This is a genomic window from Bacillus sp. 7884-1 (assembly GCF_002272245.1).
Taxonomy (GTDB): domain Bacteria; phylum Bacillota; class Bacilli; order Bacillales; family Cytobacillaceae; genus Neobacillus.
Genome location: NZ_NPDD01000041.1, coordinates 1 through 23,663, shown reverse-complemented (window position 1 = coordinate 23,663; position 23,663 = coordinate 1). Strand labels below are relative to the sequence as shown.

The 23,663-nt window shown below is 42.1% G+C and carries 28 protein-coding genes; 7 read left to right on the top strand and 21 right to left on the bottom strand.

Going from position 1 to position 23,663, the window contains the following annotated elements; genetic code table 11:
- Positions 1 to 31: 31 nt before the first annotated feature.
- Together CHI06_RS05920 and CHI06_RS05915 are read left to right on the top strand one after the other, a co-directional pair.
- Complete coding sequence (locus CHI06_RS05920) at positions 32 to 160, top strand: DUF4023 family protein (protein WP_081954341.1); 129 nt, start codon at positions 32 to 34, stop codon at positions 158 to 160.
- A 97-nt stretch (positions 161 to 257) separates the two neighbouring features.
- A complete protein-coding gene (locus CHI06_RS05915) occupies positions 258 to 641 on the top strand; it encodes a DUF1398 family protein (protein WP_179292538.1) in 384 nt (127 codons plus the stop codon).
- An 86-nt stretch (positions 642 to 727) separates the two neighbouring features.
- On the opposite strand, the gene CHI06_RS05910 is transcribed toward CHI06_RS05915, so the two are convergent.
- From CHI06_RS05910 to speE, 5 genes are all read right to left on the bottom strand, one after another.
- Complete coding sequence (locus CHI06_RS05910; RefSeq protein WP_095247500.1) at positions 728 to 907, bottom strand: H-type small acid-soluble spore protein; 180 nt, start codon at positions 905 to 907, stop codon at positions 728 to 730.
- A 98-nt stretch (positions 908 to 1,005) separates the two neighbouring features.
- Positions 1,006 to 2,676, bottom strand: coding sequence for an arginine--tRNA ligase (argS, locus tag CHI06_RS05905; protein WP_095247499.1), 1,671 nt, complete (start codon positions 2,674 to 2,676; stop codon positions 1,006 to 1,008).
- Positions 2,673 to 3,092: a DUF1934 domain-containing protein gene (locus CHI06_RS05900; protein ID WP_257009172.1), complete on the bottom strand. Its 420-nt coding sequence runs from the start codon at positions 3,090 to 3,092 to the stop codon at positions 2,673 to 2,675. Before CHI06_RS05900 ends, argS begins: the two co-directional genes overlap by 4 nt.
- A gap of 155 nt (positions 3,093 to 3,247) precedes the next feature.
- Positions 3,248 to 4,120: an agmatinase gene (gene speB, locus CHI06_RS05895; RefSeq protein WP_095247498.1), complete on the bottom strand. Its 873-nt coding sequence runs from the start codon at positions 4,118 to 4,120 to the stop codon at positions 3,248 to 3,250.
- Between the two features lie 89 nt (positions 4,121 to 4,209).
- A complete protein-coding gene (speE, locus tag CHI06_RS05890; protein ID WP_095247497.1) occupies positions 4,210 to 5,037 on the bottom strand; it encodes a spermidine synthase in 828 nt (275 codons plus the stop codon).
- Between the two features lie 222 nt (positions 5,038 to 5,259).
- Here speE and CHI06_RS05885 point away from each other — a divergent pair, with 222 nt between their 5' ends.
- Positions 5,260 to 7,329 carry a transglycosylase domain-containing protein gene (locus tag CHI06_RS05885; RefSeq protein ID WP_095247496.1) on the top strand — a complete coding sequence of 690 codons (2,070 nt, stop codon included), beginning with the start codon at positions 5,260 to 5,262 and terminating at the stop codon, positions 7,327 to 7,329.
- Positions 7,330 to 7,468: 139 nt separating this feature from the next.
- Here the strand turns inward: CHI06_RS05885 and CHI06_RS05880 are convergent, their stop codons facing one another.
- Positions 7,469 to 7,981 (bottom strand): YwhD family protein, encoded by a 513-nt coding sequence (locus CHI06_RS05880; RefSeq protein WP_095247495.1) that lies wholly within the window; start codon positions 7,979 to 7,981, stop codon positions 7,469 to 7,471.
- A 20-nt stretch (positions 7,982 to 8,001) separates the two neighbouring features.
- Positions 8,002 to 8,598 carry a site-2 protease family protein gene (locus tag CHI06_RS05875; RefSeq protein WP_095247511.1) on the bottom strand — a complete coding sequence of 199 codons (597 nt, stop codon included), beginning with the start codon at positions 8,596 to 8,598 and terminating at the stop codon, positions 8,002 to 8,004.
- Between the two features lie 277 nt (positions 8,599 to 8,875).
- Between CHI06_RS05875 and CHI06_RS05870 the strand changes: the two genes are divergently transcribed.
- On the top strand, positions 8,876 to 9,061 hold the full coding sequence (locus CHI06_RS05870; RefSeq protein WP_095247494.1) for a 2-hydroxymuconate tautomerase: 186 nt from the start codon (positions 8,876 to 8,878) through the stop codon (positions 9,059 to 9,061).
- Between the two features lie 53 nt (positions 9,062 to 9,114).
- On the opposite strand, the gene CHI06_RS05865 is transcribed toward CHI06_RS05870, so the two are convergent.
- The 3 genes from CHI06_RS05865 to CHI06_RS05855 all read right to left on the bottom strand — a co-directional run bounded on the left by CHI06_RS05865 (position 9,115) and on the right by CHI06_RS05855 (position 11,289).
- Positions 9,115 to 9,624: a YwgA family protein gene (locus CHI06_RS05865; protein WP_095247493.1), complete on the bottom strand. Its 510-nt coding sequence runs from the start codon at positions 9,622 to 9,624 to the stop codon at positions 9,115 to 9,117.
- 24 nt (positions 9,625 to 9,648) lie between these two features.
- Positions 9,649 to 10,947, bottom strand: coding sequence for an HD domain-containing protein (locus tag CHI06_RS05860; protein WP_095247492.1), 1,299 nt, complete (start codon positions 10,945 to 10,947; stop codon positions 9,649 to 9,651).
- 120 nt (positions 10,948 to 11,067) lie between these two features.
- Entirely contained in the window at positions 11,068 to 11,289 is a 222-nt protein-coding gene (locus CHI06_RS05855) for a DUF1450 domain-containing protein (RefSeq protein WP_095247491.1), read from the bottom strand.
- Between the two features lie 266 nt (positions 11,290 to 11,555).
- Here CHI06_RS05855 and CHI06_RS05850 point away from each other — a divergent pair, with 266 nt between their 5' ends.
- Positions 11,556 to 12,308, top strand: a complete 753-nt coding sequence (locus tag CHI06_RS05850; protein WP_095247490.1) for an RsfA family transcriptional regulator — start codon at positions 11,556 to 11,558, stop codon at positions 12,306 to 12,308.
- A gap of 113 nt (positions 12,309 to 12,421) precedes the next feature.
- On the opposite strand, the gene CHI06_RS05845 is transcribed toward CHI06_RS05850, so the two are convergent.
- On the bottom strand, positions 12,422 to 13,252 hold the full coding sequence (locus CHI06_RS05845) for a lipoate--protein ligase family protein (protein WP_095247489.1): 831 nt from the start codon (positions 13,250 to 13,252) through the stop codon (positions 12,422 to 12,424).
- A 271-nt stretch (positions 13,253 to 13,523) separates the two neighbouring features.
- Positions 13,524 to 14,498 carry a phosphate acetyltransferase gene (pta, locus tag CHI06_RS05840; RefSeq protein ID WP_095247488.1) on the bottom strand — a complete coding sequence of 325 codons (975 nt, stop codon included), beginning with the start codon at positions 14,496 to 14,498 and terminating at the stop codon, positions 13,524 to 13,526.
- Between the two features lie 235 nt (positions 14,499 to 14,733).
- Between pta and hemQ the strand changes: the two genes are divergently transcribed.
- Both hemQ and gerQ read left to right on the top strand, forming a co-directional pair.
- Positions 14,734 to 15,477 carry a hydrogen peroxide-dependent heme synthase gene (gene hemQ / locus CHI06_RS05835; RefSeq protein WP_095247487.1) on the top strand — a complete coding sequence of 248 codons (744 nt, stop codon included), beginning with the start codon at positions 14,734 to 14,736 and terminating at the stop codon, positions 15,475 to 15,477.
- A 214-nt stretch (positions 15,478 to 15,691) separates the two neighbouring features.
- On the top strand, positions 15,692 to 16,156 hold the full coding sequence (gene gerQ / locus CHI06_RS05830; RefSeq protein WP_095247486.1) for a spore coat protein GerQ: 465 nt from the start codon (positions 15,692 to 15,694) through the stop codon (positions 16,154 to 16,156).
- Between the two features lie 44 nt (positions 16,157 to 16,200).
- Here gerQ and CHI06_RS05825 read toward each other — a convergent pair whose 3' ends face one another.
- The 9 genes from CHI06_RS05825 to CHI06_RS05785 form a co-directional block, all read right to left on the bottom strand.
- Positions 16,201 to 16,572: a DUF423 domain-containing protein gene (locus CHI06_RS05825; RefSeq protein WP_095247485.1), complete on the bottom strand. Its 372-nt coding sequence runs from the start codon at positions 16,570 to 16,572 to the stop codon at positions 16,201 to 16,203.
- A gap of 56 nt (positions 16,573 to 16,628) precedes the next feature.
- The gene (locus CHI06_RS05820) at positions 16,629 to 16,916 is read right to left on the bottom strand and encodes a YwdI family protein (protein WP_095247484.1); all 288 of its coding nucleotides are present in this window, start codon (positions 16,914 to 16,916) and stop codon (positions 16,629 to 16,631) included.
- A gap of 294 nt (positions 16,917 to 17,210) precedes the next feature.
- Positions 17,211 to 18,230 (bottom strand): thiazole biosynthesis adenylyltransferase ThiF, encoded by a 1,020-nt coding sequence (locus CHI06_RS05815; protein WP_095247483.1) that lies wholly within the window; start codon positions 18,228 to 18,230, stop codon positions 17,211 to 17,213.
- A 27-nt stretch (positions 18,231 to 18,257) separates the two neighbouring features.
- The gene (moaD, locus tag CHI06_RS05810; protein ID WP_095247482.1) at positions 18,258 to 18,491 is read right to left on the bottom strand and encodes a molybdopterin converting factor subunit 1; all 234 of its coding nucleotides are present in this window, start codon (positions 18,489 to 18,491) and stop codon (positions 18,258 to 18,260) included.
- A complete protein-coding gene (locus CHI06_RS05805) occupies positions 18,484 to 18,948 on the bottom strand; it encodes a molybdenum cofactor biosynthesis protein MoaE (RefSeq protein WP_095247481.1) in 465 nt (154 codons plus the stop codon). Before CHI06_RS05805 ends, moaD begins: the two co-directional genes overlap by 8 nt.
- Before the next feature lie 13 nt (positions 18,949 to 18,961).
- The gene (locus tag CHI06_RS05800) at positions 18,962 to 20,884 is read right to left on the bottom strand and encodes a molybdopterin biosynthesis protein (protein WP_095247480.1); all 1,923 of its coding nucleotides are present in this window, start codon (positions 20,882 to 20,884) and stop codon (positions 18,962 to 18,964) included.
- Positions 20,885 to 20,898: 14 nt separating this feature from the next.
- Positions 20,899 to 22,131 (bottom strand): molybdopterin molybdotransferase MoeA, encoded by a 1,233-nt coding sequence (locus CHI06_RS05795; RefSeq protein WP_095247479.1) that lies wholly within the window; start codon positions 22,129 to 22,131, stop codon positions 20,899 to 20,901.
- A 21-nt stretch (positions 22,132 to 22,152) separates the two neighbouring features.
- Complete coding sequence (gene mobA / locus CHI06_RS05790; protein WP_095247478.1) at positions 22,153 to 22,749, bottom strand: molybdenum cofactor guanylyltransferase; 597 nt, start codon at positions 22,747 to 22,749, stop codon at positions 22,153 to 22,155.
- Positions 22,750 to 22,763: 14 nt separating this feature from the next.
- A complete protein-coding gene (locus CHI06_RS05785; protein ID WP_095247477.1) occupies positions 22,764 to 23,573 on the bottom strand; it encodes a formate dehydrogenase accessory protein FdhE in 810 nt (269 codons plus the stop codon).
- Positions 23,574 to 23,663 lie beyond the last annotated feature (90 nt).

Genomic DNA, 23,663 nt, shown 5'->3' with positions numbered 1-23,663 from the left:
AACAACAGATTCACACAAGGAGGGAATGTCGATGGAAAGCACTAGCCAATTCGTGCAAAAATTAGCCGAAAACCAAAAGAAGCAGGAAAAAAATAAAAAGCATGGCAATAACGATCCAGAGAGCAAATTACCAAATCACCAGCACTCACAAGGTGTTTAAGCATACGTGTTAACTAGCACTGTAAATTAGCAGACAAAGGCTCGGGATTTACACCCGAGCCATTTGTTTGCTTTCAAAATATGATGGAGGAATGTTCATGAGTAACCAACCAACAGTGAAAGCGTTACATGAGATTATCGAAAGAAGAAGTACAGGAAAAACAAGTTTTGCTGAATTTTTGGAGGAGTTAGCTGCAATTGGAATTATTCAATATGATATTGATGTTGCCACAGGTCAGGCCACATACAAAGGCGGAGGCTCAGAATTAAAAACAGAACCCCAAGTTAACTTTGTAATTTCCAATCAATTTAATCGAAATAAGGCATTAGAAACAATCGCAAACATAACCCTTCCCTTTTTAGACTTTCTAAAAGAGATAGCTAACGCAGGAATTATTACCTATACCGTAAATATCACCGAAAAAAAAGCTATTTACATGGGGGTAAATGGTGACCAAATAGTAGAACCGCTAAAAATTTGACGTGGCAGTGTAAATCGATATTTCAACAAAAAAGAGGTACCAAACCGCCATGGATTTGTACCTCCAAATGCACTACTATTTAATGCTTACTCTTCAATAAGATTCAAGACTGGAACTTCCCGTTCATTCTCCGGATCAGCCTTCGAATAAATCCTCGCCATCTTTGTGTTGTCATCTACATGCTGAATAATCACAGGCGATCCCTCATACGTAACACTAATCATCTCCAAAGACTCTGCAATCTCCTTCGCTCTTCCCACATTCATAAAGGTCACTCCCATCTACATCTCAAAATCACCTTTATACTATTTCCAAAAAACGGATAAATATGCAGTGATGAATATTTGGTGCCTGTCACCGTAGCTTACATTTTTTCTGGAGCTGAGACACCAATCAATGCGAGGGCATTGCGCAGTGTGATTTGTACGGTTTTGATTAACGCGAGGCGCGCCTTAGTGCGTTCAGGCTGCTCGCTATCGAGCACTTTTTCTGCATTGTAGAAGCTGTGGAACGTTGAAGCCAGTTCCATAATATAGTTCGTAACGCGGTGCGGCACGCGCTTCACTGCTGCCTCTCCAACCGCTTGCGGGAACTCGCCCAGCTTCTTCAACAGCTCAATCTCTTTTTCCGCACCAATTAATGAGAAATCAGCATTCTTATCAACTGTAATCCCTTGCTCCTCGCCAGAGCGAAGAATACTGCAAATCCTTGCGTGTGCATATTGAGCGTAATAAACAGGATTTTCATTTGATTCCGAAACCGCTAAATCCAAGTCAAAATCCATATGGGTATCCGAACTTCTCATTGCAAAGAAATAGCGGGTCGCATCGAGGCCGACCTCATCAACCAAATCACGCATGGTTACCGCTTTTCCCGTACGCTTACTCATCTTCATCTTCTCACCATTTTTGTACAGATGTACCAGCTGGATGATTTCGACCTCGAGGGCGTCTGCACCATAGCCAAGTGACTGAATCGCCGCTTTCATCCGCGGGATATAACCGTGGTGGTCCGCCCCCCAAATATTAATGAGCTTTTCAAAGCCGCGGTCAAGCTTGTCCTTATGGTAAGCAATATCCGGCGTCAAATACGTATACGAACCATCCTGCTTAATGAGCACGCGGTTCTTATCGTCTCCAAAATCGGTTGAGCGAAGCCAGGTAGCTCCCTCTTCCTCATAAATATAGCCGTTCTCACGAAGTACTTTTAACGCCTCATCGATTTTCCCATTTTTATAAAGGGAAGTTTCAGAGTACCAAACATCAAACGAAACACGGAAATCCTCAAGATCTTTTTGCAATTTCGCCATTTCATATTTCAAGCCGTACTCGCGGAAAAAATCAAAACGCTCCTGCTCATCCACGTTTACAAATTTATCGCCAAACTCTTCAGCTAGCGACTTGCCAATCCCAATGATATCCGCACCATGATAGCCATCCTCCGGCATTGCTTTTTCCATGCCTAACGCCTGAAAATAACGTGCTTCTACAGATAGGGCAAGATTATTAATCTGATTACCGGCATCATTAATATAGTATTCACGGGAAACGTCATAGCCTGCTTTTGCTAAAATATTAGAAAGCGAATCGCCGACAGCCGCACCACGTGCATGTCCAAGGTGCAGGTCACCCGTTGGATTCGCTGAAACAAACTCCACTTGAAGCTTTTGCTTGCCGCCGACGTTTGTTTCGCCATACTTTTCCCCAGCATCAAGAACCGTTGGAATCAAATCTGTTAGATACGCATTATTCATATAAAAATTGATGAACCCCGGACCCGCGATTTCCATTTTTTCAATGGAGGCCTTTGAACGATCGAAATTCTCGATAAGTGCCTCCGCGATTACCCGTGGTGCCTTTTTCGCAACACGTGCAAGCTGCATCGCCATGTTTGTTGAATAATCACCGTGCGCCTTTTCCTTCGGTATTTCTAGGACAACATCAGGAATTTGTTCTTCCGTCGCAAGATTTGCCTTCAACACCGCTGCCCGAATTTCCTCTTTTAATCTACTTTGAACCTGTTCAACTATGTTCATTTCTTCTCCTCCTGAAAAGCTATTTCTAACTGGTAGGTACTTGTCGGACTACCCTCCATTGAAAAATCATAAAGAACATCAAAATGACCTTTACCATTTTCATAGGAATAGTCTAATCTTTTTGCCTTTGTCACTGTTGTAAACTGACCAAACGGCATTTCATAACTGCCATTCAGCTTACGATTCAATTCAAATGGCAGGCGCATTTTTATGGCACCGCCTCGTAAAATCAGGGCGTCATTCGTGGCCATCTTTACAATCGTCCGAACACTTCCCTCTTCCATCGCTTCCTCATATCGGAGGTAAGCAGCATTTCCTTTTTCAAAGTATGTACCAAATACCATCAATTCAAAAGTCTCTTGCTGGTCAATTGTCGTCTTGACATTAATTTTCATAGGTAATCCAGGGATTGACAAACGAAACGCACACCCTTTTTTAAAAATGAACCATATGCAGGTCCTTGGAATTTTTCCTAGTTTGCCGACTAGGGCACTTTTTCTATTATAACGATAGTTGAGACACAATTCAAAAGATGCCTGCCCCGCGATTGGGACAGGCACGAAGAATGTTTTTATTTCACCCAGCCAAGCAGCATTTCACGAATCAATTTGCTGGCGGTGTTCGCTGTTTGTTCAGATGGATCGTAAATAGGTGCAACTTCAACAAGGTCACAGCCGACTACGTTCACGCCAGAACGGGCGATTTCATGAATAGAGGCAAGCAGCTCTTTAGAAGTAATCCCGCCGCAATCAACCGTACCTGTACCAGGCGCATGCGCAGGGTCCAAGACATCGATATCAATCGTGACATAAACCGGACGTCCGTCAAGCTCTGGAAGTACCTCTTTTAACGGTTGATGGACTTCAAATTTAGAAATATGCATGCCGTTTTCTTTTGCCCATTGGAATTCTTCCTTCATCCCAGAGCGGATACCAAAGGAATAGACATTCTTCGGTCCTATATGTTCAGCAATTTTGCGAATCGGAGTGGAGTGGGATAATGGTTCACCCTCATAGTTCTCCCTAAGATCCGTATGGGCATCCATATGAATGATTGCTAAGTCAGGGTATTTCTTATAAACCGCCTTCATCACCGGCCAAGACACCAAGTGCTCGCCGCCCATACCAAAAGGAAATTTACCAGCTGCTAACACTTGATCAACGAAATCCTCAATCAAATCTAAGCTCTTTTGGGCATTTCCAAATGGTAGTGGAATATCACCAGCGTCGAAGTATTTAACCTCTTCCAGCTCGCGGTCAAGATATGCACTATACTCTTCTAGTCCAATCGATACCTCACGGATTCGAGATGGTCCAAAGCGGGAGCCCGGACGATAGCTAACGGTCCAGTCCATCGGCATTCCGTAAAGAACAACCTGACTCTCCTCAAAATTCGGATGACTCTTTATAAACACATTACCAGAATAAGCCTCATCAAAACGCATCTATCAAACCTCACTTATTTTTTCATATTTACAGTTCTAACTGTCCGCCTGAGGTGGACAGTGTCCACGAGCGGTGCCTGTCACCAATATTACTTTACTAAATCCCCAACAAATTTAGGCAGTACGAATGCTGCTTTGTGCAGTTCTTTTGTGTAGTATTTGGTTTCGATTTCGTGGAAGCGGTCTTCGCTTACTTCCAGTGGATCGTGCTTTTTAGATCCGATGGTGAATGCCCATAGTCCGCTTGGATATGTTGGGATGTTCGCTACGTATAAACGGGTAATCGAGAAGATTTCTCTAACGTCGCGTTGTACGCTGCGAATAAGATCTGCTTTAAACCAAGGGTTGTCAGACTGTGCTACGAAGATACCATCTTCTTTTAATGCCTTAGAGATTCCCGCATAGAAACCTTTTGTAAATAGGTTCACTGCTGGTCCTACTGGCTCTGTTGAGTCAACCATAATTACGTCATATTCATTTTCGCTTTTTGCGATGTGCATGAAGCCGTCGTCTACTTGAACATCAACGCGCGGATCGTCAAGCATACCTGCGATTTCTGGTAAAAACTTTTTAGAGTACTCAATTACTTTTCCATCAATATCAACAAGCGTTGCTTTCTTCACACTTGGGTGCTTCAATACTTCACGAATAACACCGCCATCGCCGCCGCCGACAACTAAAACGTTCTCTGGGTTTGGATGTGTAAATAAAGGAACGTGTGCAACCATTTCGTGGTAAACGAACTCGTCTTTAACAGAGGTCATAACCATGTCATCTAGTAGAAGCATGTTGCCCCATTCTTCTGTTTCCACCATATCAAGCTTTTGAAATTCCGTTTGTTCCGTATGTAAAGTTTTATTTATCTTCATTGTAATACCGAAGTTTTCAGTTTGCTTTTCTGTAAACCAAATTGCCATGTTTCATCTTCCTTCCAGATTCTATTTTATTCAAGCCTCATACTATGAAATCATTCCATTTTTATAGTACCCAAACTATTGAATTACAAACATAAAGAAAAGTCTAGCATAATCTATCAAAATTTCTAGAAAAATTTTCTTTTTGCTAGTTTAAAACCCCTATTTTGTTTCAATACTGTTACTATGGCATTTTTTATTAAATGGGCGAAGGAGGGTATTACTGTGGAAGTGATGACGAATCATGGGTTTCGAAGAACGATAAAATACTTGCGTGCTTTTATTATCATTAGTTTGATAGGCTTGGCATGCATGCTGATTGTTTTCCTTGGAATTCTTGGTTATGCCAAAATTCTTGGGGCGCCGCCGCTTGCAGTCCCACAATCCACTTTATTCTTTGCCAGTGATGGGACGCTGATCGGTGAAAGCAATAGCGGTCAAAAGCGATACTGGGTTCCTCTTGAAGAAATCTCGCCCGATTTGATTAACGCGACAATCTCCATTGAAGATAAAAATTTTTATGAACATAATGGCTTTGACTATAAACGAATTTTGGGTGCCATTCTTGCTGATATTAAAGCTGGCTCGAAGGTTCAAGGTGCCAGCACAATTACCCAGCAATATGCACGGAATCTATTCCTAGAGCACGACAAGACGTGGTCAAGGAAATTGCATGAAGCCTTTTATGCGATTCGGATTGAAATGAATTATTCAAAAGAAGAAATCTTGGAAGGCTATTTAAACACTATTTATTATGGCAACGGTGCATATGGTGTCCAAGCGGCCAGCCAATTTTATTATGGAAAAAACGCTTCTGACTTAACCCTGGCTGAAAGCTCCATGTTAGCAGGTGTCCCAAAAGGACCTAGCCACTATTCACCACTGGAGTCCTTGGAAAACGCTACAAGACGCCAAGGAATTATTCTTAACACAATGGTAGAAAACGGCTATATTAAAAAAGAAACAGCCCGAAAGACAAAGGAAACTCCGCTTACGTTTGTTGGCGAACATCCACATAAAACTGTAGAAGCGGCACCTTACTTTCAGGATGCTGTAAGAAATGCATTAAAAAATCAACTCAATCTTGATGAACGGACAATCGAACTTGGTGGTTTAAAAGTATATACCACTCTTGATTTAAAGCAGCAGCAGGCTGCGGAAAAACAAATCCAAGATACGATTGCAAGTGAATCGGAAATCCAGGTTGGTCTCGTCGCCATGGATCCCAAAAACGGTCATATCAAAGCGATGGTTGGCGGCCGGAATTATGAAGAAAGCCCGTTTAATCGTGCGGTTCAAGCCATTAGACAACCTGGCTCCACCATTAAGCCTATTCTTTATTACGCGGCATTAAGTCAAGGCTTTACCCCATCCTCAACGATGAGAAGTGAGAAAACTACTTTTAAATTTGATGATGGCAGAACGGAATATTCACCACATAACTTTAATAACAAGTATGCGGACGGAGAAATAACCCTTGCGCAAGCCCTGGCTGTCTCAGATAATATCTACGCAGTCAAAACGCACTTATTTATGGGTGTAGATACCTTAATCGATACTGCTAAAAAGTTTGGAATCTCTACAAAGATGGACAATGTTCCGTCACTCGCGCTAGGTACTTCAGGCGTTCGAGTCATTGACATGGCAAATGCCTATAGCCTTTTTGCAAATGGCGGAAAAAAGGTAGAACCTACTTTGATTACAAAAGTAGAAGACTATAATGGAAATGTTATTTTTGAAAGAAACCACGAGGCTAAGAAAGTGCTAGACCCAGCTAAAGCCTATGTTATGACACAGATGATGGCAGGAATGTTCGATAAGAAGCTGAACGGCTATTCGAAGGTTACAGGGAATTCCCTTATCGACGACATCACACGTCCTTATGCAGGGAAATCTGGTTCAACCGAGACTGACAGCTGGATGATTGGTTTTACACCACAGCTGGTGACAGCCGTTTGGGCCGGTCATGATGTGGGGAAACCGATCACTCTTACTGCAGAAAAGAGCTACGCGAAAAACATTTGGGCAAATTTCATGGAGGAATCCTTAAAAGGGAAGCCGGTCAAGGCATTTACTCCGCCGAAAGAAGGGGTCATTGGCGTTTACGTCAATCCTGAAAACGGCAAACTTGCCTCAAAAGACTGTCCAGTCCGCCGTTTTACCTATTTTGTTACTGGCACAGAGCCAACTGAATACTGTACCGATCATTTAGAGCATAAAGAAGATAAACCAGCGAAAGAGAAACAGGATACAAAGGATCCTTGGTATAAAAGGATTTTCAAGTGGGGCGCCTAGGCGCTGCAGCTGGATTAAATTAGAAAAGCTCCGGAGATTGTCTCCGGAGCTTTTCTGTGTCCTAGTGCTATATCGTGCTTAAACACTTCCTTAATTTTACTACTTATTTTTTAAAAATGCTATTGTAAAAAAATTAAATTTATTCAACCGCCAAGCCTTTTTTCAACTCTTCGGCTGAATTGTTCCACATGTCTTGATTGTGATTTTGGAGGAAGTCGGATAAGATTTTTTTCGATTTATCGTCCATATGGTCGACGATAATATGACGCTTCAACGACTTATCCATCCTGTTCACATGCTCAGGGAGTGACTTGTACCCGCGGCGGATTTCACGGTCCACGGTCATTTCGCAGGCGGTGGCTCCGGCATAATAAGGGCCCTCTTGTTTTCTATCCACCGTCACCCACACCAGCCAGTACGGTTTGCCGTTCGGAACCTCTTCCTTCGTCTTAAGGAACTTAATTCCCTTTTCGACCACACTGCGCGCATGCATTGCTCCGACATCTATGACCGCATCACCTGCGTCGACATCGACAATAACTGGAGAAACATTATCAAGGCTCAAGGCTCCCTTGCCAAAGCCCTTATGTCCATCCGTCGGGTCAGGTTTAATAATATTAAAGCCAATTGGTTTTTTCTTATTTTCTTCCATTAAACCAGTAACCTCCTATGTTAAAAAAATAGTTGATAAAAGAAATTATTTAGTCCTTCCCAGATTCCAGGGATAATAAATTGGAAAATCGGCTGGATGGTGTAGCGATCAAGAGGAGTAATCACCAAAATCAGAAAGATTAATACTCCGTATTGTTCAAATTGAGTCATTTTTGCTCGAATATCGTTTGGCGCCAAATCCTCTAGAATCCGATAGCCATCCAAAGGGGGAAACGGTAATAAATTAAATACAAACAGAACTAAATTCAGCCAGTTAAAGATTTCTAGAAATTCAAAAATGCCTGGGAGATTTAAAGCTAATCCTGTTCGTGCTAATCCAAAGGCAGTAAAAAAACCTATTGCCGCCAGGATAAGGTTACTAAGAGGACCTGCTACAGAAACTAATATACCTGCAAGGCGGGGCTTTTTAAAGAAAAAGCGGTTAACCGGCACCGGTCTTGCCCAGCCAAATCCAGCGATGAAAATTAAGATGGTACCGAATGGATCAAGATGCTTCAGCGGATTCAATGTTAACCGACCCTGCTTTTGTGCTGTATGATCTCCGAACTTATAGGCAACGTAGGCATGGGCAAATTCATGAAACGTGAAGGCAATCATTAATGTAATCGCGACATAGGGAATTTCCCTTAATGAATAAGCAAGAAATCCTTCTAAATTTTCCAAATCGGTTTCCCCATTTCTCCTCTTTTTTCCTTTTAGTATACATGAAACTGGATATAAAATGAAAATGTTTGCTAAACTATCTATGATACAGAAATAGGCTGTGTTTACTAGTCTGTTGATTTGTGCTCCATGCGCTTCGCTTTCCGCACAAATCAACAGGGTTCCAAAATTAAAAAATTTCCTTTACACAGCCATAAAGGAGGAGTACATAATGCCATATGTTACAGTAAGAATGCTTCCAGGACGTACGGATGACCAGAAAAGAGCACTTGTTGAAAAGGTGACGGATGCTGTCAGTGAAACGACTGGCGCACCTAAAGAAGCCGTTGTCGTATTTATTGAAGAAATGCGAAAAGAACATTACGGTGTTGCTGGCGTAAGAGCAAGCGATAAATAAACAAAAAAAGTGTCCGTGTCTTTGAAGGCTGCTTCAAAAACACGGACGCTTTTCTAATTAAGTTTAGCTTTTTCTTTTAATGCCTCAATATAGGCATAGGCTTGGTCGATTTCTTCCTCTGTATAACGCTGGCTGCTTTTTAAAGTAAAGACTTTGTCGGTTACTTCTTCTTTCGATAGATTATCAAAATATAAAACAGTCGAAACAAGCTCGAGGAATCTAGCATTCTGCTCGTTCATATCCCCTAGGCAATCTTGTAAACATGGCATTTCCACTTCGTTTAAGCTTAAAAACTCTTTTCCAGTGTCTGTCAGGGTATAGCGGTATTGAAAGTAGCCGCCCTTTTTCTCTTTGATTTCATTGAGGAATCCCATATTGCAAAGCTCTTCCACTCGTAATGTTAGTTCCTCAGAATATGGGCCATAAAAATGAAACTGAAACCGTTCATGGAACGGAAATGACACCTTTTTTGCAATATATATCATCTTTTGCAGCTTTTTTCTCCCGATGATTTCTCCGGATACTAAAACAGCCTGCATCAGCTTAGCATGATCTTTTAACAACGCTCGTCAGCTCCTACTCCAGGGTTATATCTCTAATAGGCTACGTATTTGTTTTTTTATTTCTTTTTCCGAGGATTCATCCTCTAAGAAATCACCAGGGTAATACAGTTTATGGTCGGTTCTCCTTTTACCAGAGATCGCATCCACAATCTCGGACTCTCGAGAAAGCTCCTTCAATTCCCCGCTCTTCATTAATAAATGAATGGGTAAACGCTCCTCTTCCTCACCCGGACGATAAAAATCATAAGGTAAATCTGAGGAAGAATCGACAACTAAATAATATTCAGGGTCAATTCCTGCTTTTTCAAAAAGACGATTCAATTCAGCGAGCTTTTTATACTCCTTCGCAGGATCAAACTCGGCATATTTAAATAAATTCCGATTCACAAAACGCCGGCAAAGGTCGCTTAAAATCTGGTCGTCTTCATCCTGCCAGATTTGAAAGTAATACATAATAATCGATTCATCTAGCTTTAAATAGTCTTCTAACGTTACCTTGTCAGTAAAGAAAGAATAAAAGTGAATCGGATCGTTTTTAAAAGAGTAATTGTTTTCATAAAGCTGCTTGGCGCGGTGAAGAATTTTGGTCAAAATCACTTCGGCACTTCGGGAAACAGGATGAAAATATACCTGCCAATACATCTGATAGCGGCTCATAATATAATCCTCAACCGCATGCATACCGCTTTTCTTAATGACTACCTGGTCTTCCTTTGGCCTCATAACACGAAGAATTCTCTCCATATCAAATTGACCATAGCTTACACCAGTAAAATAAGCATCCCTCTGCAAGTAATCCATCCGATCCGCATCGATTTGACTGGAAATTAAGCTGACCACGAGCTTTTTGGCAGATGTTTTCGCAATCACTTCAGCAACTTGCTGGGGAAAATCAGGACTAACCTTTTTTAAAATAAAATTGACCTCTGTATCTCCTAAGACAATGTTCTGTGTAAAATCCTCATGGTCGAAGTCGAATACTTTTTCAAATGAATGGGAAAATGGACCATGCCCCAAATCGTGGAGAAGAGCGGCGCACAGAGTAAGAAGACGGTCATCGTCATTCCATTCCGGTCTGCCTGCAAACACATCATCAATAATGCGTCTGACAATTTCATATACTCCGAGAGAATGGTTAAAGCGGCTGTGCTCAGCGCCATGGAAGGTTAAAAAGGTGGTGCCAAGCTGTTTGATACGGCGCAGGCGTTGAAACTCTTTTGTTCCGACCAAATCCCAAATCACGCGATCACGTACGTGTACGTAGCGATGAACAGGGTCTTTAAACACTTTTTCTTCACTCAGTTTTTCCGCCGAATATCGCATTGCTTTCCCTCTTCCTCTAAACTTTCTTCTATTATATCCCAATTACCAACAATTTTCTGCAGGATTTTTCGACAAAGACATGAAAAGAAAAATCACCTAGGATCGCGAAGCCGTAGGTGATTATTTTAGCTTTTTATTTACTTTCTCCATTAATTCCTCTTCGGTTAGGGCAGCAACCGGACGGTTATTGATAAAGGCAAATGTTTTCTTCCGGCCAGGTCCACAATAAGATTGGCAGCCAATTTTTATTTCAGCTTCAGGATCCAATTCTTTCAAACGAGGGATTAATGTCTTAAGATTCACGGCCTGACAATCATCACAAACGCGGAATTCATTTGACATTACTTCCACCCTTTCTTTTCGGGTATCTATACGATTATTTTATCCAATTTATTTACGGTTTAACTCCTTAGGTATTTTACAATTTCTTTCTATCCATTGCAAGTTGCTTTTCTTTTGAAATCCTTCTAACTCTTTTAGTTAAAAAAACTATTATCCTTGCAGACATTTTGGTATAAAGCTTGAAAAACTTGTCCAAGATAAGACTAGAACTTTTAAAAACTCGTCTGGCGAGTACATTGAAATTATTATTTAGGGAGTTGAAAAGAATGAAAGTAAGGCAAGATGCCTGGACAGATGAAGATGATCTATTGCTAGCTGAAACCGTCCTTCGCCACGTACGTGAAGGAAGTACCCAGCTGAACGCTTTTGAAGAGGTTGGCGACAAGCTAAATCGGACATCCGCGGCCTGTGGATTCAGATGGAATGCGGTTGTGCGCCATCGCTATGAAAAAGCATTGCAATTAGCTAAAAAACAACGTAAACAAAGACAAAGAGTGTTAGGAAAAGACCAAGGAGGAAAGAAAAAGTTACTTTATAATCCTCCAGTCCCAGCTGTAGATGACTTTGAAACACTAGCAGCACCTATGGAAGTTCCAATGGAAGCTTCTTCTTATGAGATGCCAGATTTAACAACAGAGGTTGCCGCTGAAACCTATGTGAAGGCACCTGTTTCAGCACAGACTTATAGACAAGCAGCACCAACGGCATCAGGACTATCGCTTGATAGCGTCATTGATTACTTGCAAAACTTTAATCATGCCAATCTGCAAAATGAAGCATTAAAAAGTGAGAATGAAAGATTAAAGCGCGAAATCGCAGAGTTACGTAAGCAGAATGAAGAAATGTCTGCAAAAATTGAAGGTCTTGAGCAAAATACCGAAACCATCCAGGAAGATTACGAGACACTCATGAAAATCATGAACCGCGCTCGTAAGCTTGTATTATTTGAAGAAGAAGAAAGACCTGCGACAAAATTCAAAATGGACCGTAATGGAAATTTAGAGAAGGTCGCTGAGTAAAACGAATAGCTAGAATCGCCTGCCTATCAGCGCTTGAGCTATACGGAGCTATTGGGAGAAGAACAATATCCTCTTAAAAAAGGGCCGTAAATCCATTAAGGGTTTACGGCCTTTTACATTTCATCGAGTTTTTCATTTCGTTCAATTATTCTTTGATAATAGCCGGGAAGGAGGTCCAATTCCAGCTCATTTAATGGTCCGGCGTAAAGATGGCCGCTGTTCTTCTTTAATTGGTTTAATAGACGCAGCATGACATCTGAAATGGTAATCGGAGTTTCCAAAAGCTCAGATAGGGAGGCCATGACCTCAGGTACAATCTCTGGATAGGTGAACTTTGTCTGCTGGTCGCCTTTAGCAATCTCATAAAATTGTTTAATTACCTGTGCCCGCTTACTGCCGCTGCCATTGACACATAAATAGATTTGAACTGCGACCCCTTTTTTGAGGCGGCGCTGCGAAATGCCAGCGAATTTTTTCCCATCGATACTAAGATCATAGCTTCCTGGGCAATAGGAGCCGACGATTTCTCGTGCCTCAATATTCTTATTATATTCAGCAAACATATCTTGAATAAGCTGCCACATAGTATCGTACCCGCGGTTTATATCTATCCCTTTTTCTTTTTCAGGGAGGATCAATGAGATATTCAAAACCCCTTCATCGAGCACCACCGCTAACCCGCCTGAGTTTCGGACAATAGACTGATAGCCCTGTGCTTCAAGAAACTGTCTTCCTTCTTTTAAGAATGGCAGTTTGGTATCTTGTATCCCGAGTACGATGGTATTGTGATGAACCCAGGTTCTTGCCGTCGCTGGAGCCTGTCCAGATCCGACAGAAGCACATAAGGTATCATCGGTGCCAAACGACTGTAATGCTTGAAAATGGCGGCCAGTACTCGACTGATCAATAATCCGCCATTCTTGTTGACGCAATAAACCTTCCATATTGTTGTTCTCCTCAAAATGAATAGTAAGCTTATTTTAGCAAAAAGAAACTAGTTTAAACAGTTACTATGTTTGCCGCTGATTTCCACATATTGTCTAATCGTACAAAACCCCTCTAAAAAAGTCCAAATGGGTCTCAAAAAGGTCCATAACCCTATTGAAAATAGTCCAAATGCCGCTCAAAAAAGTCCATAACCCACCAAAAATAGTCCAAAACTCAGAAACCCCCAATTTAAAAAGCCAGCCCCACCCAGGACTGGCTCCCAAAACACTATTTTATTCCCTGCGCCGCCGTAATTAATGCCAATTTATAGACATCTTCTTCATTACAGCCGCGTGATAGATCGTTCACCGGTTTATTTAACCCTTGAAGGATCGGACCAACTGCTTCGAACCCGCCTAAACGCTGCGCAATTTTGTAGCCGATGTTACCTGCTTCGAGGCTCGGGAAAATAAACACGTTCGCGTCCCCTTGAAGTGGTGAATCTGGTGCTTTCTTTTTCGCCACAGATGGTACAAATGCTGCATCAAATTGAAACTCGCCATCAATTACCAAAGATGGCTCACGACGCTTTGCTTCTTCCACTGCTCCTGAGACTCTCAGGGTTTCTGGAGACTTCGCTGAGCCCTTTGTAGAGAAGCTAAGCATGGCTATCCGAGGTTCCATTTCAAACATATTTGCCGTTTTCGCACTTTCCACCGCAATTTCCGCTAAATCATTGCTGTCCGGCGCAATATTGATGGCGCAATCGGCAAATACATATTTTTCATCCTCACGAACCATGATGAAGACGCCAGACGTCTTCTTCACGCCCTCTTTTGTTTTTATAATTTGCAGCGCAGGTCGAACCGTATCGGCTGTAGAGTGCGCCGCACCGCTCACCAAACCGTCTGCTTTATTTAAGTACACCAACATGGTGCCAAAATAATTTTCATCTAATAAGATCTTACGTGCATCTTCTTCAGTAGCTTTTCCTTTACGGCGTTCCACAAACGCTGCCACAAGCTCGTCCATTGCAGCATAGTTCGCTGGGTCATAAATTTCTGCTGCATCCAAGGAAACGCCAAGCTCCTGAGCCTTTGCCTGAACTTGTTCGATATTTCCTACCAAAATAGGGGTTAATCGCTTTTCTTCTGCTAGCCTGCTTGCTGCCCGAACAATTCGCTCATCCAAGCCTTCTGGAAAAACAATCCTTAAATCACGGCCTGATAATTTTTGTTTTAAACCTTCAAATAAATCTGCCACATTAAATCCTCCCTAAATATATCTTCTTCATTTAGCATACTTTACCTGTTGAAAAATTCAACTTAGGCAGCGTTTTCACAGTAAATGTTCTTTTATTCAAAAAACTCACACTATCCTTTACTATTTACCTCTTTTTTTAAAATTATCCATGATGGTTTATTCGAGCGTGTCTTGGTCAAACTATGATATAGTAAAGATTGTTAATAAGAAGAATCATTATTTAGGAGTGATTATAATGAGTGAAGCAGCTCAAACGCTTGATGGCTGGTATTGTTTGCATGATTTCCGTACGGTTGATTGGACAACTTGGAAAATGCTTTCAAGTGATGAACGCCAATCGGCGATTCACGAGTTTTTAAGTCTAGTTGAAAAGTGGAATCACACGCAAGAGCGTAACGAAGGCAGCCATGCTTTATATACTGTTGTTGGTCAAAAAGCTGATTTTATGATGATGATTTTGCGCCCGACAATGGAAGAACTTAACGAAATTGAAACAGAATTTAATAAAACAAAATTAGCTGAATTTACAATCCCAGCACATTCTTATGTATCCGTTGTTGAACTCAGCAACTATTTGCCTGCTGGTGAGGATCCATACCAAAATCCACAAATTCTTGCACGACTTTATCCGAAATTACCTAAAACAGCGCATGTTTGTTTCTATCCAATGGACAAGCGCCGTCAGGGCAATGATAACTGGTATATGCTTCCGATGGAAGAGCGCCGCAGTATGATGCGCAGCCACGGGATGATTGGACGTACATATGCAGGAAAAGTGAAACAAATCATCACGGGTTCAGTCGGCTTTGATGACTACGAATGGGGCGTAACGCTTTTTGCTGAAGATGTTCTTCAATTCAAAAAGCTTGTCTATGAAATGCGTTTTGATGAAGTAAGTGCACGTTTCGGTGAATTTGGTGCCTTCTTTGTTGGCAACCTATTAGAGGAAGAAAGAGTTTCTCGATTCTTACATGTTTAATCTTGAAAGTTCTCAGCATCTGCTGAGGACTTTTTTGTATTTCCGTTAAGTCATATTTCCCCTTTCCTCCTCATACTAATAAAACAGCGAGTCTTAAGTTTTAGCTCCGAATCATCTTACAAACGGGACTATCCCGATTGTCACCATCTAGGCTTCTGGGAGTATGAATAGAATGTTGGTACAAAAGGGTTAGTTATTTTTAGGAGGGGAAAAGATGAATCAGTATTATAATCAACAAGGGTATCAGCCCTATCAAGCTAGACAGGGAGCCGCAACTCCATATCAAGGGCAAGGATTCTTTCCTGGCGGGCAACAGCAAGGTTTTCCACAGTTCCCACAACAAGGAATTCCATCCGGGCCTCCTGCAGGAGCTCCACAGCCTCAGGGAATGCTGCCAGTTGAACAATCGTACATCGAAAATATTTTACGATTAAACAAAGGAAAGTTAGCCACCGTTTATGCAACCTTTGAGGGCAACAATCAATGGAATGCCAAGAAATTTGTTGGTATTATTGAAGCTGCCGGAAGAGACCATGTTATTTTAAGTGACCCGCAGGTTGGTACCCGTTTCCTTATCCCAATGGTGCCGATCGACTACATTACGTTTGATGAAGAAATTGAATATGAGTATCCTTTTGGAGCCGGAGCACCCGCTTTAGGTACTTATCCTCCAAGATAAAAACAAAAGGCATTGGAAGCCAAGTCCAATGCCTTTTTACTTTTTTACAAATCTTTAACGGTTCCGATAATCATCAGAATCCAGCCTGCTAAGAAGCATACTCCGCCAAGCGGTGTGATGGCACCCAGCACTCCTACCTTGGTCAAGCTTAAAACATAAAGACTTCCGCTAAAAAGAATGATTCCGATAAAAAATAACCAGCCGGACCAAGTAAAGAAAGAACTAGCCGCTACCTTTCCAAGCAGTATTCCAATTACCAAAAGACCTGTTGCGTGAAACATTTGATAGGTGACGCCTGTTTTCCAAATTTCTAGATAATGAGGATCTAGTTTATCCTTTAGTCCGTGCGCGCCAAAGGCTCCAAGTGCAACAGCTAAAAAAGCGTTTATGGCGCCGATAATAATAAAAGTTTTCATTTTGTTCCCCTCTTTCATGTCTAGCTTCAGCGCCTAGGGGCGCTTCCGCTTTTCGTTTAAAAATCAAATAACGAATCTCCGTTTGCTTCGTCTTCCATTTCTATTTTTTTCGGCTGATTTAGTGATACTGGCTGCTGAAAGGCTGGCTGTGCTACTACCGGCTGAAAGGCTGCTAAAGGAATAGATTTAGACTCCGGTTGTACCTGCTTTTCATCTAGTATCAACTCGCATAATATTTTAATAGAGTACACTTTTTCCCGCAAGTTTTCTTGCTTCGTGCTGTTTTTTGCCAGCTTTAATTCCTCTTCTATTTTTGTTAGTAACTTTTCTACCGATATATTCACGATTGGTTAACTCCTCTATTTATTCTCTACTTCATCATACCAAATTCGTCACCTAATTAGAAATTCGACATGTTTCACGTGAAACATGTTAGGTTTTGTCATAATAAAAAAACCCGTACCATTAAGGTACGAGTATTGATGTTGTCCAGCTTCAGCGCCTAGCCCCTCGGTGGAAAAAGAAAAATCACTTTTTCCTCGGTCATAAGCCAATCACTTCGGAAGGCAAAAGCTCGCCTTCTGTCAGCGCTCGTCTTATGCCTGTCGGGTCTGACCAAGGCGCTTCCGCTTTTCTATTCATCCTAATATTCTTTGGTAGATAGATTTGGCATGGGTTAGATCTTTTGTTCCATGAATGAGGGCTCGGCCGTCGTTGAAGATGACCATCCGCTCCTCTCCCATTTCTACTGATAAAAGATAGGGGTTCCCTTTTACAATATATCCTAGTGTACTAAGCTGTCCTGCCAGCTTCTCTAGCGATATTTCCCCTTGAGTGGATGGACGAATTTGTACCGTATCCCGCCCGCATAAAACAGTGGTTTTCGTCATATTTTCCTGGTCGAGATAAGGGTAAGTCCTATCCTCGCCACACGATAAACAGCCTGCAAATTTGGCTTTCCCCATTTTCAAACTAGTATATTGGTTCCGCCATAAGTCAAAGCTGACAAACGAAGTTCGAACCGCGTCCCAGTCCTCGACTAGCATTTTGAGTGCTTCGGCACTTTGATGAGCAATGACCATTTGGACAGCCGGTGAGATAATTCCCCCGGTATCACACGTTAACCCCTGCATCGGGATTGTCCGTAACAAACAGTTTAGGCACGGGGTCTTTCCAGGAATGATTGAAAAACTCATCCCATAACTGCCGACACACGCCCCGTAGATCCACGGTATCTGATACTTTTGTGAAACATCATTAATAACCATCCGCGTTTCAAAATTATCGGTGGCATCCATGATGATATCGACATCCTTCACCAAATCTTCAAGCATAGCTGGAGTAGCATCACCGATGATTGCTTGAATTTCAACATCTGAATTGATTGCCTTTAACCGCTTTTCTGCAGCAGCAGCCTTCGGAAGCTTCTCCGCCACATCCTCTTCGGTATAAAGCTGCTGTCGCTGCAGATTGCTTGATTCGACATAATCCCGATCCACTATCGTCAGCCTACCAACCCCTGCACGAATGAGGATCTCTGCATTCCCAGAACCAAGCGCCCCCGCACCAATCATTAGCACATGCTTCGAACGGATTTTATCTTGTCCATCTTTCCCGATTCCTGGAAAGAGGACCTGTCGTGAATAACGTTCGTTCATTTTATCTTCCCCTTTCCAAAAACAGAATCAGCCGCCGCTTACTGGCGGGATAAAGGCGATTTCATCACCGTCTTGAATCACTTCATCGTCCTGGGCGAATTCTTCGTTAATCGCAGTCATAACAGTATCTAATTTTGGAAGATTGTAGATTGCCGCCAATTCTGCTTTCACTTCACCAACAGTTTTGCCAACAGCATCTATTCTAAGGAACTCTTCGCCAACAGCTTCACGTAAATGAGCGAAAAACATTACTTTATTCATTCAAATCGTCCTCCTCCGGCTTACCGCTTGGATAAGCAACTGTTTCGAGCTGGTTGCCCATCCACTCTTCGCCATCTTCCCAATGTTCCTTTTTCCAAATCGGGACAATTTCTTTGATCCTCTCAATCGCATAACGATTGGCATCGTAAGCATCGGCACGGTGGGGAGTGGAAACAGCAATAACAACGGCAATATCCGTGATATCAAGACGGCCGACACGATGGGTAATGGCCACCTGAGAACCTTCCCAGCGCTCTTCAATTTCCCTGCCGATTTGCTCAAGCTTTTTCACAGCCATGGCTTCATATGCATCGTAAATTAAAAATAGCGTCTTCTTTCCTTTTGTTAACTCACGAACCGTGCCAATAAAAGTAGTGATCGCTCCAGCATTACGCTGAACGACCTTATCAATGACCGATTGTATATCAATGGGTTCTTTTGAAATTTGAAAATTCATTTTCAGCACCTCTTCAGACCAAATTCTTTGGCTCAGCATTTTCCACTACTTCATATCCGCCAATCTTTTCGACCTGCTCTTTAAATGATGGTGATTGGATAATGTCGATTAATAATTTGCCACTTTCACTCTCATAAAAGCTTCTCGTCATCACTAAATCATACTCTTCATCGGCAACAGGAACAAAATCCAGGTCCATAGCTTTTGCGGCGGGATAAATCCCGAGTCCTGCACCCTGACTGTCCCCATTTACTTCCGCAGCAACAGCTAGGTGTGAAAACATTTCTCTATCGTAGCCTGTGATTTCTTCTGAAGAAATCCCGTTTTCCTCAAGAAGCATATCAAAGAGAATCCTCGTTCCTGCCCCTTTTTGACGGTTAACAAAGTTCGCTTTTTTCTCAGCGATATCCATCAGTGTTTCAATCCCCAGCGGATTTTCCTTTGGTAAAATCCAACCTTGCTTTCTTTTTAAAAATGGATAGAGAACAACATCCGCACCGGCTAACATTTTCTTAACATAAGAGATATTATATTGCTTTGTGTTCGGATCAAGCAAATGAATGCCCGCTACATGGGCCTCGCCTTTTCGAATTGCCATAATACCAGCCATACTGCCAACATGTGCTGAAACGATTTTCATGTCTGCACGTACTCTTTTCACCTGTGAGGATAAAAGGTCAATGGTCAAATCGTGGCTGCCACAAAACATAATTGCATTTTGGATTTCCTCAAGCGGCCTTAATAGCTCGACTTCTGCAAAATCACCTTGTTCATAGCCAATTACGTTGGCTGGTACGACAAGAAGGCCATCTGCTCTCACATAGGACATCGTTACCCCCGCAGCTCTTGTCAGCGGATTTGCAACAAATTGTCCATTCACATAGCCGATATTCATTCGTACAAAATCCTCGGCACCCATACCCGAAACAATTCGGCGGCCAAGCTTGACGGTAACCGTTTGCCTTTTTGGCTCAGGGATTTGTAAATACTTGCAAATCAGCGGCCGGACAAACCATTCTAAGGACAAATAGGCGGAGACAGGATATCCTGGAACACCTACGACAATCTTCTCATTTATTTTTCCTAAAATAACGGGCTTCCCAGGTCTTGCAGCCACACCGTGGGTAAAGACCGTTCCAATTTCGCCGATGATATGAACGGTATAATCCTTGGAACCTGCTGAGGATCCAGCATTGATGACAATAATATCCGAGTCTTTCGCCGCTTCAAGTAATACAGACTTTATCATTTCAGGGTCGTCCTTCACAATTCGGTGAAGTCTTGGCTCCCCGCCCCAATCTTTTATAAAATTCGCGAATACCGTTCCATTAAACTCAATAATGTTTCCTGAAGATAGAACACTATTTGCCTCAACAAGCTCATTACCCGTTGGAATGATGGTGACAACTGGCTTTTTCGCAACCGGAATCTGAAGATGCTGCGATGCTAAAAGAATGCCTAAATCCGCCGGTCTAAGAATATGTCCCTGCGGGAAAAGCATTTCCTCCTGGACAATATCCTCGCCAATAGGGCGAATATGCTGCCATGGTGTTGCAGGCTCAATAATTTCAATCGTTTCCTCATCGATCATATCGACATGTTCAATCATAATTACCGCATTAAATGGAACTGGAATCGCATTTCCTGTATCCACTATAGCAAAATCATTCCCAAGCTTAAGCTGAAGTGGATTTTGCTCATGTGCGGTATACGTTTTTTCAGCGATTACCGCAATTCCATCCATGGCAGATGCATGGTAATGAGGCATTGATACACTTGCAAAAATTGGCTCAGCCGTTACACGGCCAAGGGCATCACTTGTAGGAATCATTTCTATTTCAAGGGGCAGAGAAAAGTTCTCGAGAATTTCTCGCTTCGCTTCCGATCGGGATTTGTCCTCTAAATATATTTTCCGTTTATACGTTTTGCGGTCCATCTATTTTATCCCCCTCATCGTGTTGCAATCACAGGTACATAGTCTCCCTGTGAAATACCCTCTTTTTCTGAAATAATTTCAACAATACCATCGCTTTTTACTAGGGTAGTAATTAACCCTGATTTTCCAATAATCGGCTCCGCCCACCATTCGCCTTCTTTCTCGATTAAACGAACACGAATATAATCGGAACGCCCTGGTGCAGAAGGAATATTCTTCGTAATCCGAGCAAAAATTCTATCAGGCTTCTTATCGATTTTTTCACCTTTTAACTTTTGAAGGATTCTCTCGCCAAACAGCATGAAAATAATCATCGCTGAGGCAGGATGCCCTGGCAGACCTATAACCGGTTTTCCATTCGCCATTGCAAGTATCGTAGGTTTCCCCGGTTTGATCGATATGCCATGAACGAACACGCCTGGTGAACCTAGGGACTGAATCACTTGTGTTGTGTAGTCCTTTGCTCCGACCGAGCTTCCCCCTGAGAGAATTAAGCAATCTACTTCATTATATAAAGCCTGTGCTTTTTGCTGAAACTCCTGATAGTCATCCTTCACAATTCCACCGTACACAACCTCAACATTCCATTGTTTTGCGAGCCCCGAAATCGTCAAATAGTTAATATCACGGATTTGACCTTCTGAAAGTTTTTCTGTTTGATAGGGAACTATCTCGTCACCTGATGATAGATACCCGACCTTTAGCTTACGATAGACACATACATGGTTAATACCTAGTGAAGCAATTGCACCTAACTCTTGCGGACGTATCAGGGTTCCTTCAGGAAGGAGGATTTCCCCTTCACGGATATCCTCACCTGCACGAATAATATTTTCACCAGGGGCCACTGGCTTGTAGGTGTTTAATAGTCCGTCATGGTCTTCACAATGTTCAATCATAATTACGCTGTCACTTCCTGCAGGAATCATCCCGCCTGTTGGAACATAGACGGCTTCTCCTTGACCGACAGGAATACCTGCCGACTCTCCCATTGCAACTTCTCCCACCACCGTTAAAAACCCCGGCATGGAATCAGAGGTTCCAAATGTGTCCCGTGCTTTCACAGCATAGCCATCCACCGTCGAGCGGTCAAAGCCAGGGACATTTTCCTTTGCGGTGACAGGCACCGCTAGTATATAATTAAGCGCCTCTTCTAGTGAGCGAATTTCCGTATCTTTTATTGCTGGGATTTTTTCTTCTATCATTTCAAACGTTTCTTCAACTGTTTTAACTTTGAAAAATTGCACTGTGCCTTACATCCTTCCTGCCTAATCAGCTTGAAGCCATTTTTTTGCGTCCTCATACTCATGGGGATGATTCATATTGAAAAAAACTCGCTCCATATCAATGTTGCTATAGGCCTGCAGCTCTTTTTCCGTTACATAAAGGACATTTAGATGTTCAAGCAGATGTTTGATTGGAAGACGTCCATTTTCAATACATTCTTCAATTTTCGCTACACTCTTCTTTTGAAAAACCGCACATAGAGTTTGCATTTTTCCATTAATAACTGGAACTAAGGCATCGTGATGGTCAATCATATTTACAAGGGTCGCAGCTAATTCGCCAGCAATAAACGGCATATCACATGCTGTAATGAAATTCACATCATAGTCCGAAGCCATTAAGCCGGCATGAAATCCTGCAAGCGGTCCCTTTCCAGGATAGTGATCGGACACCATTTTCACTCCTAAAAACTGATAGGATTCCATATCATTGGTAACAAGAATGATATCATCAAAGTAGATTTTGAGAATATCAACCATTCTTTCGATTGTTGTCTTCTCGTTTAGTTTTAGGAGAGCCTTGTTTGTGCCCATTCTGCTCGATTTCCCGCCTGCTAAAATGATAGCCGCAGCTTTCATGAAAAAGCACCTTCTTAATTAGTTTCTTTAATTTTACCCACCGCTTGATATCCTTGCTCTTGCGCTACAAAATCAAGATGAATTATATTTAAGTCCAGCATGGCTGCTGAAGGCTTGCTGAGATATTGTCTTGTATCTATCACTTTAATATATCCTGTACACTTTTCGCAAACCTGAATTTGTGAGGATGCATCCCCTTCAATGGTTATATATTGAATGGTGTTATGGTCATCATTACCGCAGTGTGCACATTCAATTCGTTTTGCATGCCAATGAGCAAGACAGCGAGGGCATGTCATTACTTTTTTTCCTTCATCTTCAAGAACGGCAAGTCGAGCTGGTTCACCGCAAACAGGGCAGCCTGCTCCTGGAACAGCATGAGTGATTTCGTGCTGGATTTTCTCTGCTGTTAGCTGTAGGTAAGGTCGTAGAGCTGTTTCTGCTAAAAATTGTGGGATCCACTCTTCAAGTCCATTTTCCTCTGCAAAACTAGCAAAATACATACTATTAAAAGAAAATGCCTCATCTATCCAGCGAATCGCCGTTTCTTCGTTTAATAGAGCACTAATTCCAGCAAGCTTTGTTTCAAGCTCAGGATTGTTTTGGGATAATAATCCATTTATCTCCTCTATCCACTGTAAGAATAGTGGAATTTCGAAATTAATAGACGTTAATGCCGCCGCCGGCACCCCGGCTGACATTGCTGCCTTATCAAGGTTCGGTGTAATTGATTCTGGATTGATGCTCTTCTTCCAATTCTCTTGAAGGGTTAAAATATCCTTCTGCAAATTCTGATATTCTTTCGAAACGACAGATTTTTTCATCGTTGTGCACCTCTTCTATTTTTTAAATAGTCTCTGTTATACTTGGCTGTTGATTTGTGCTCCAGGCGCTTCGCTTTCCGCAGGCGGTTC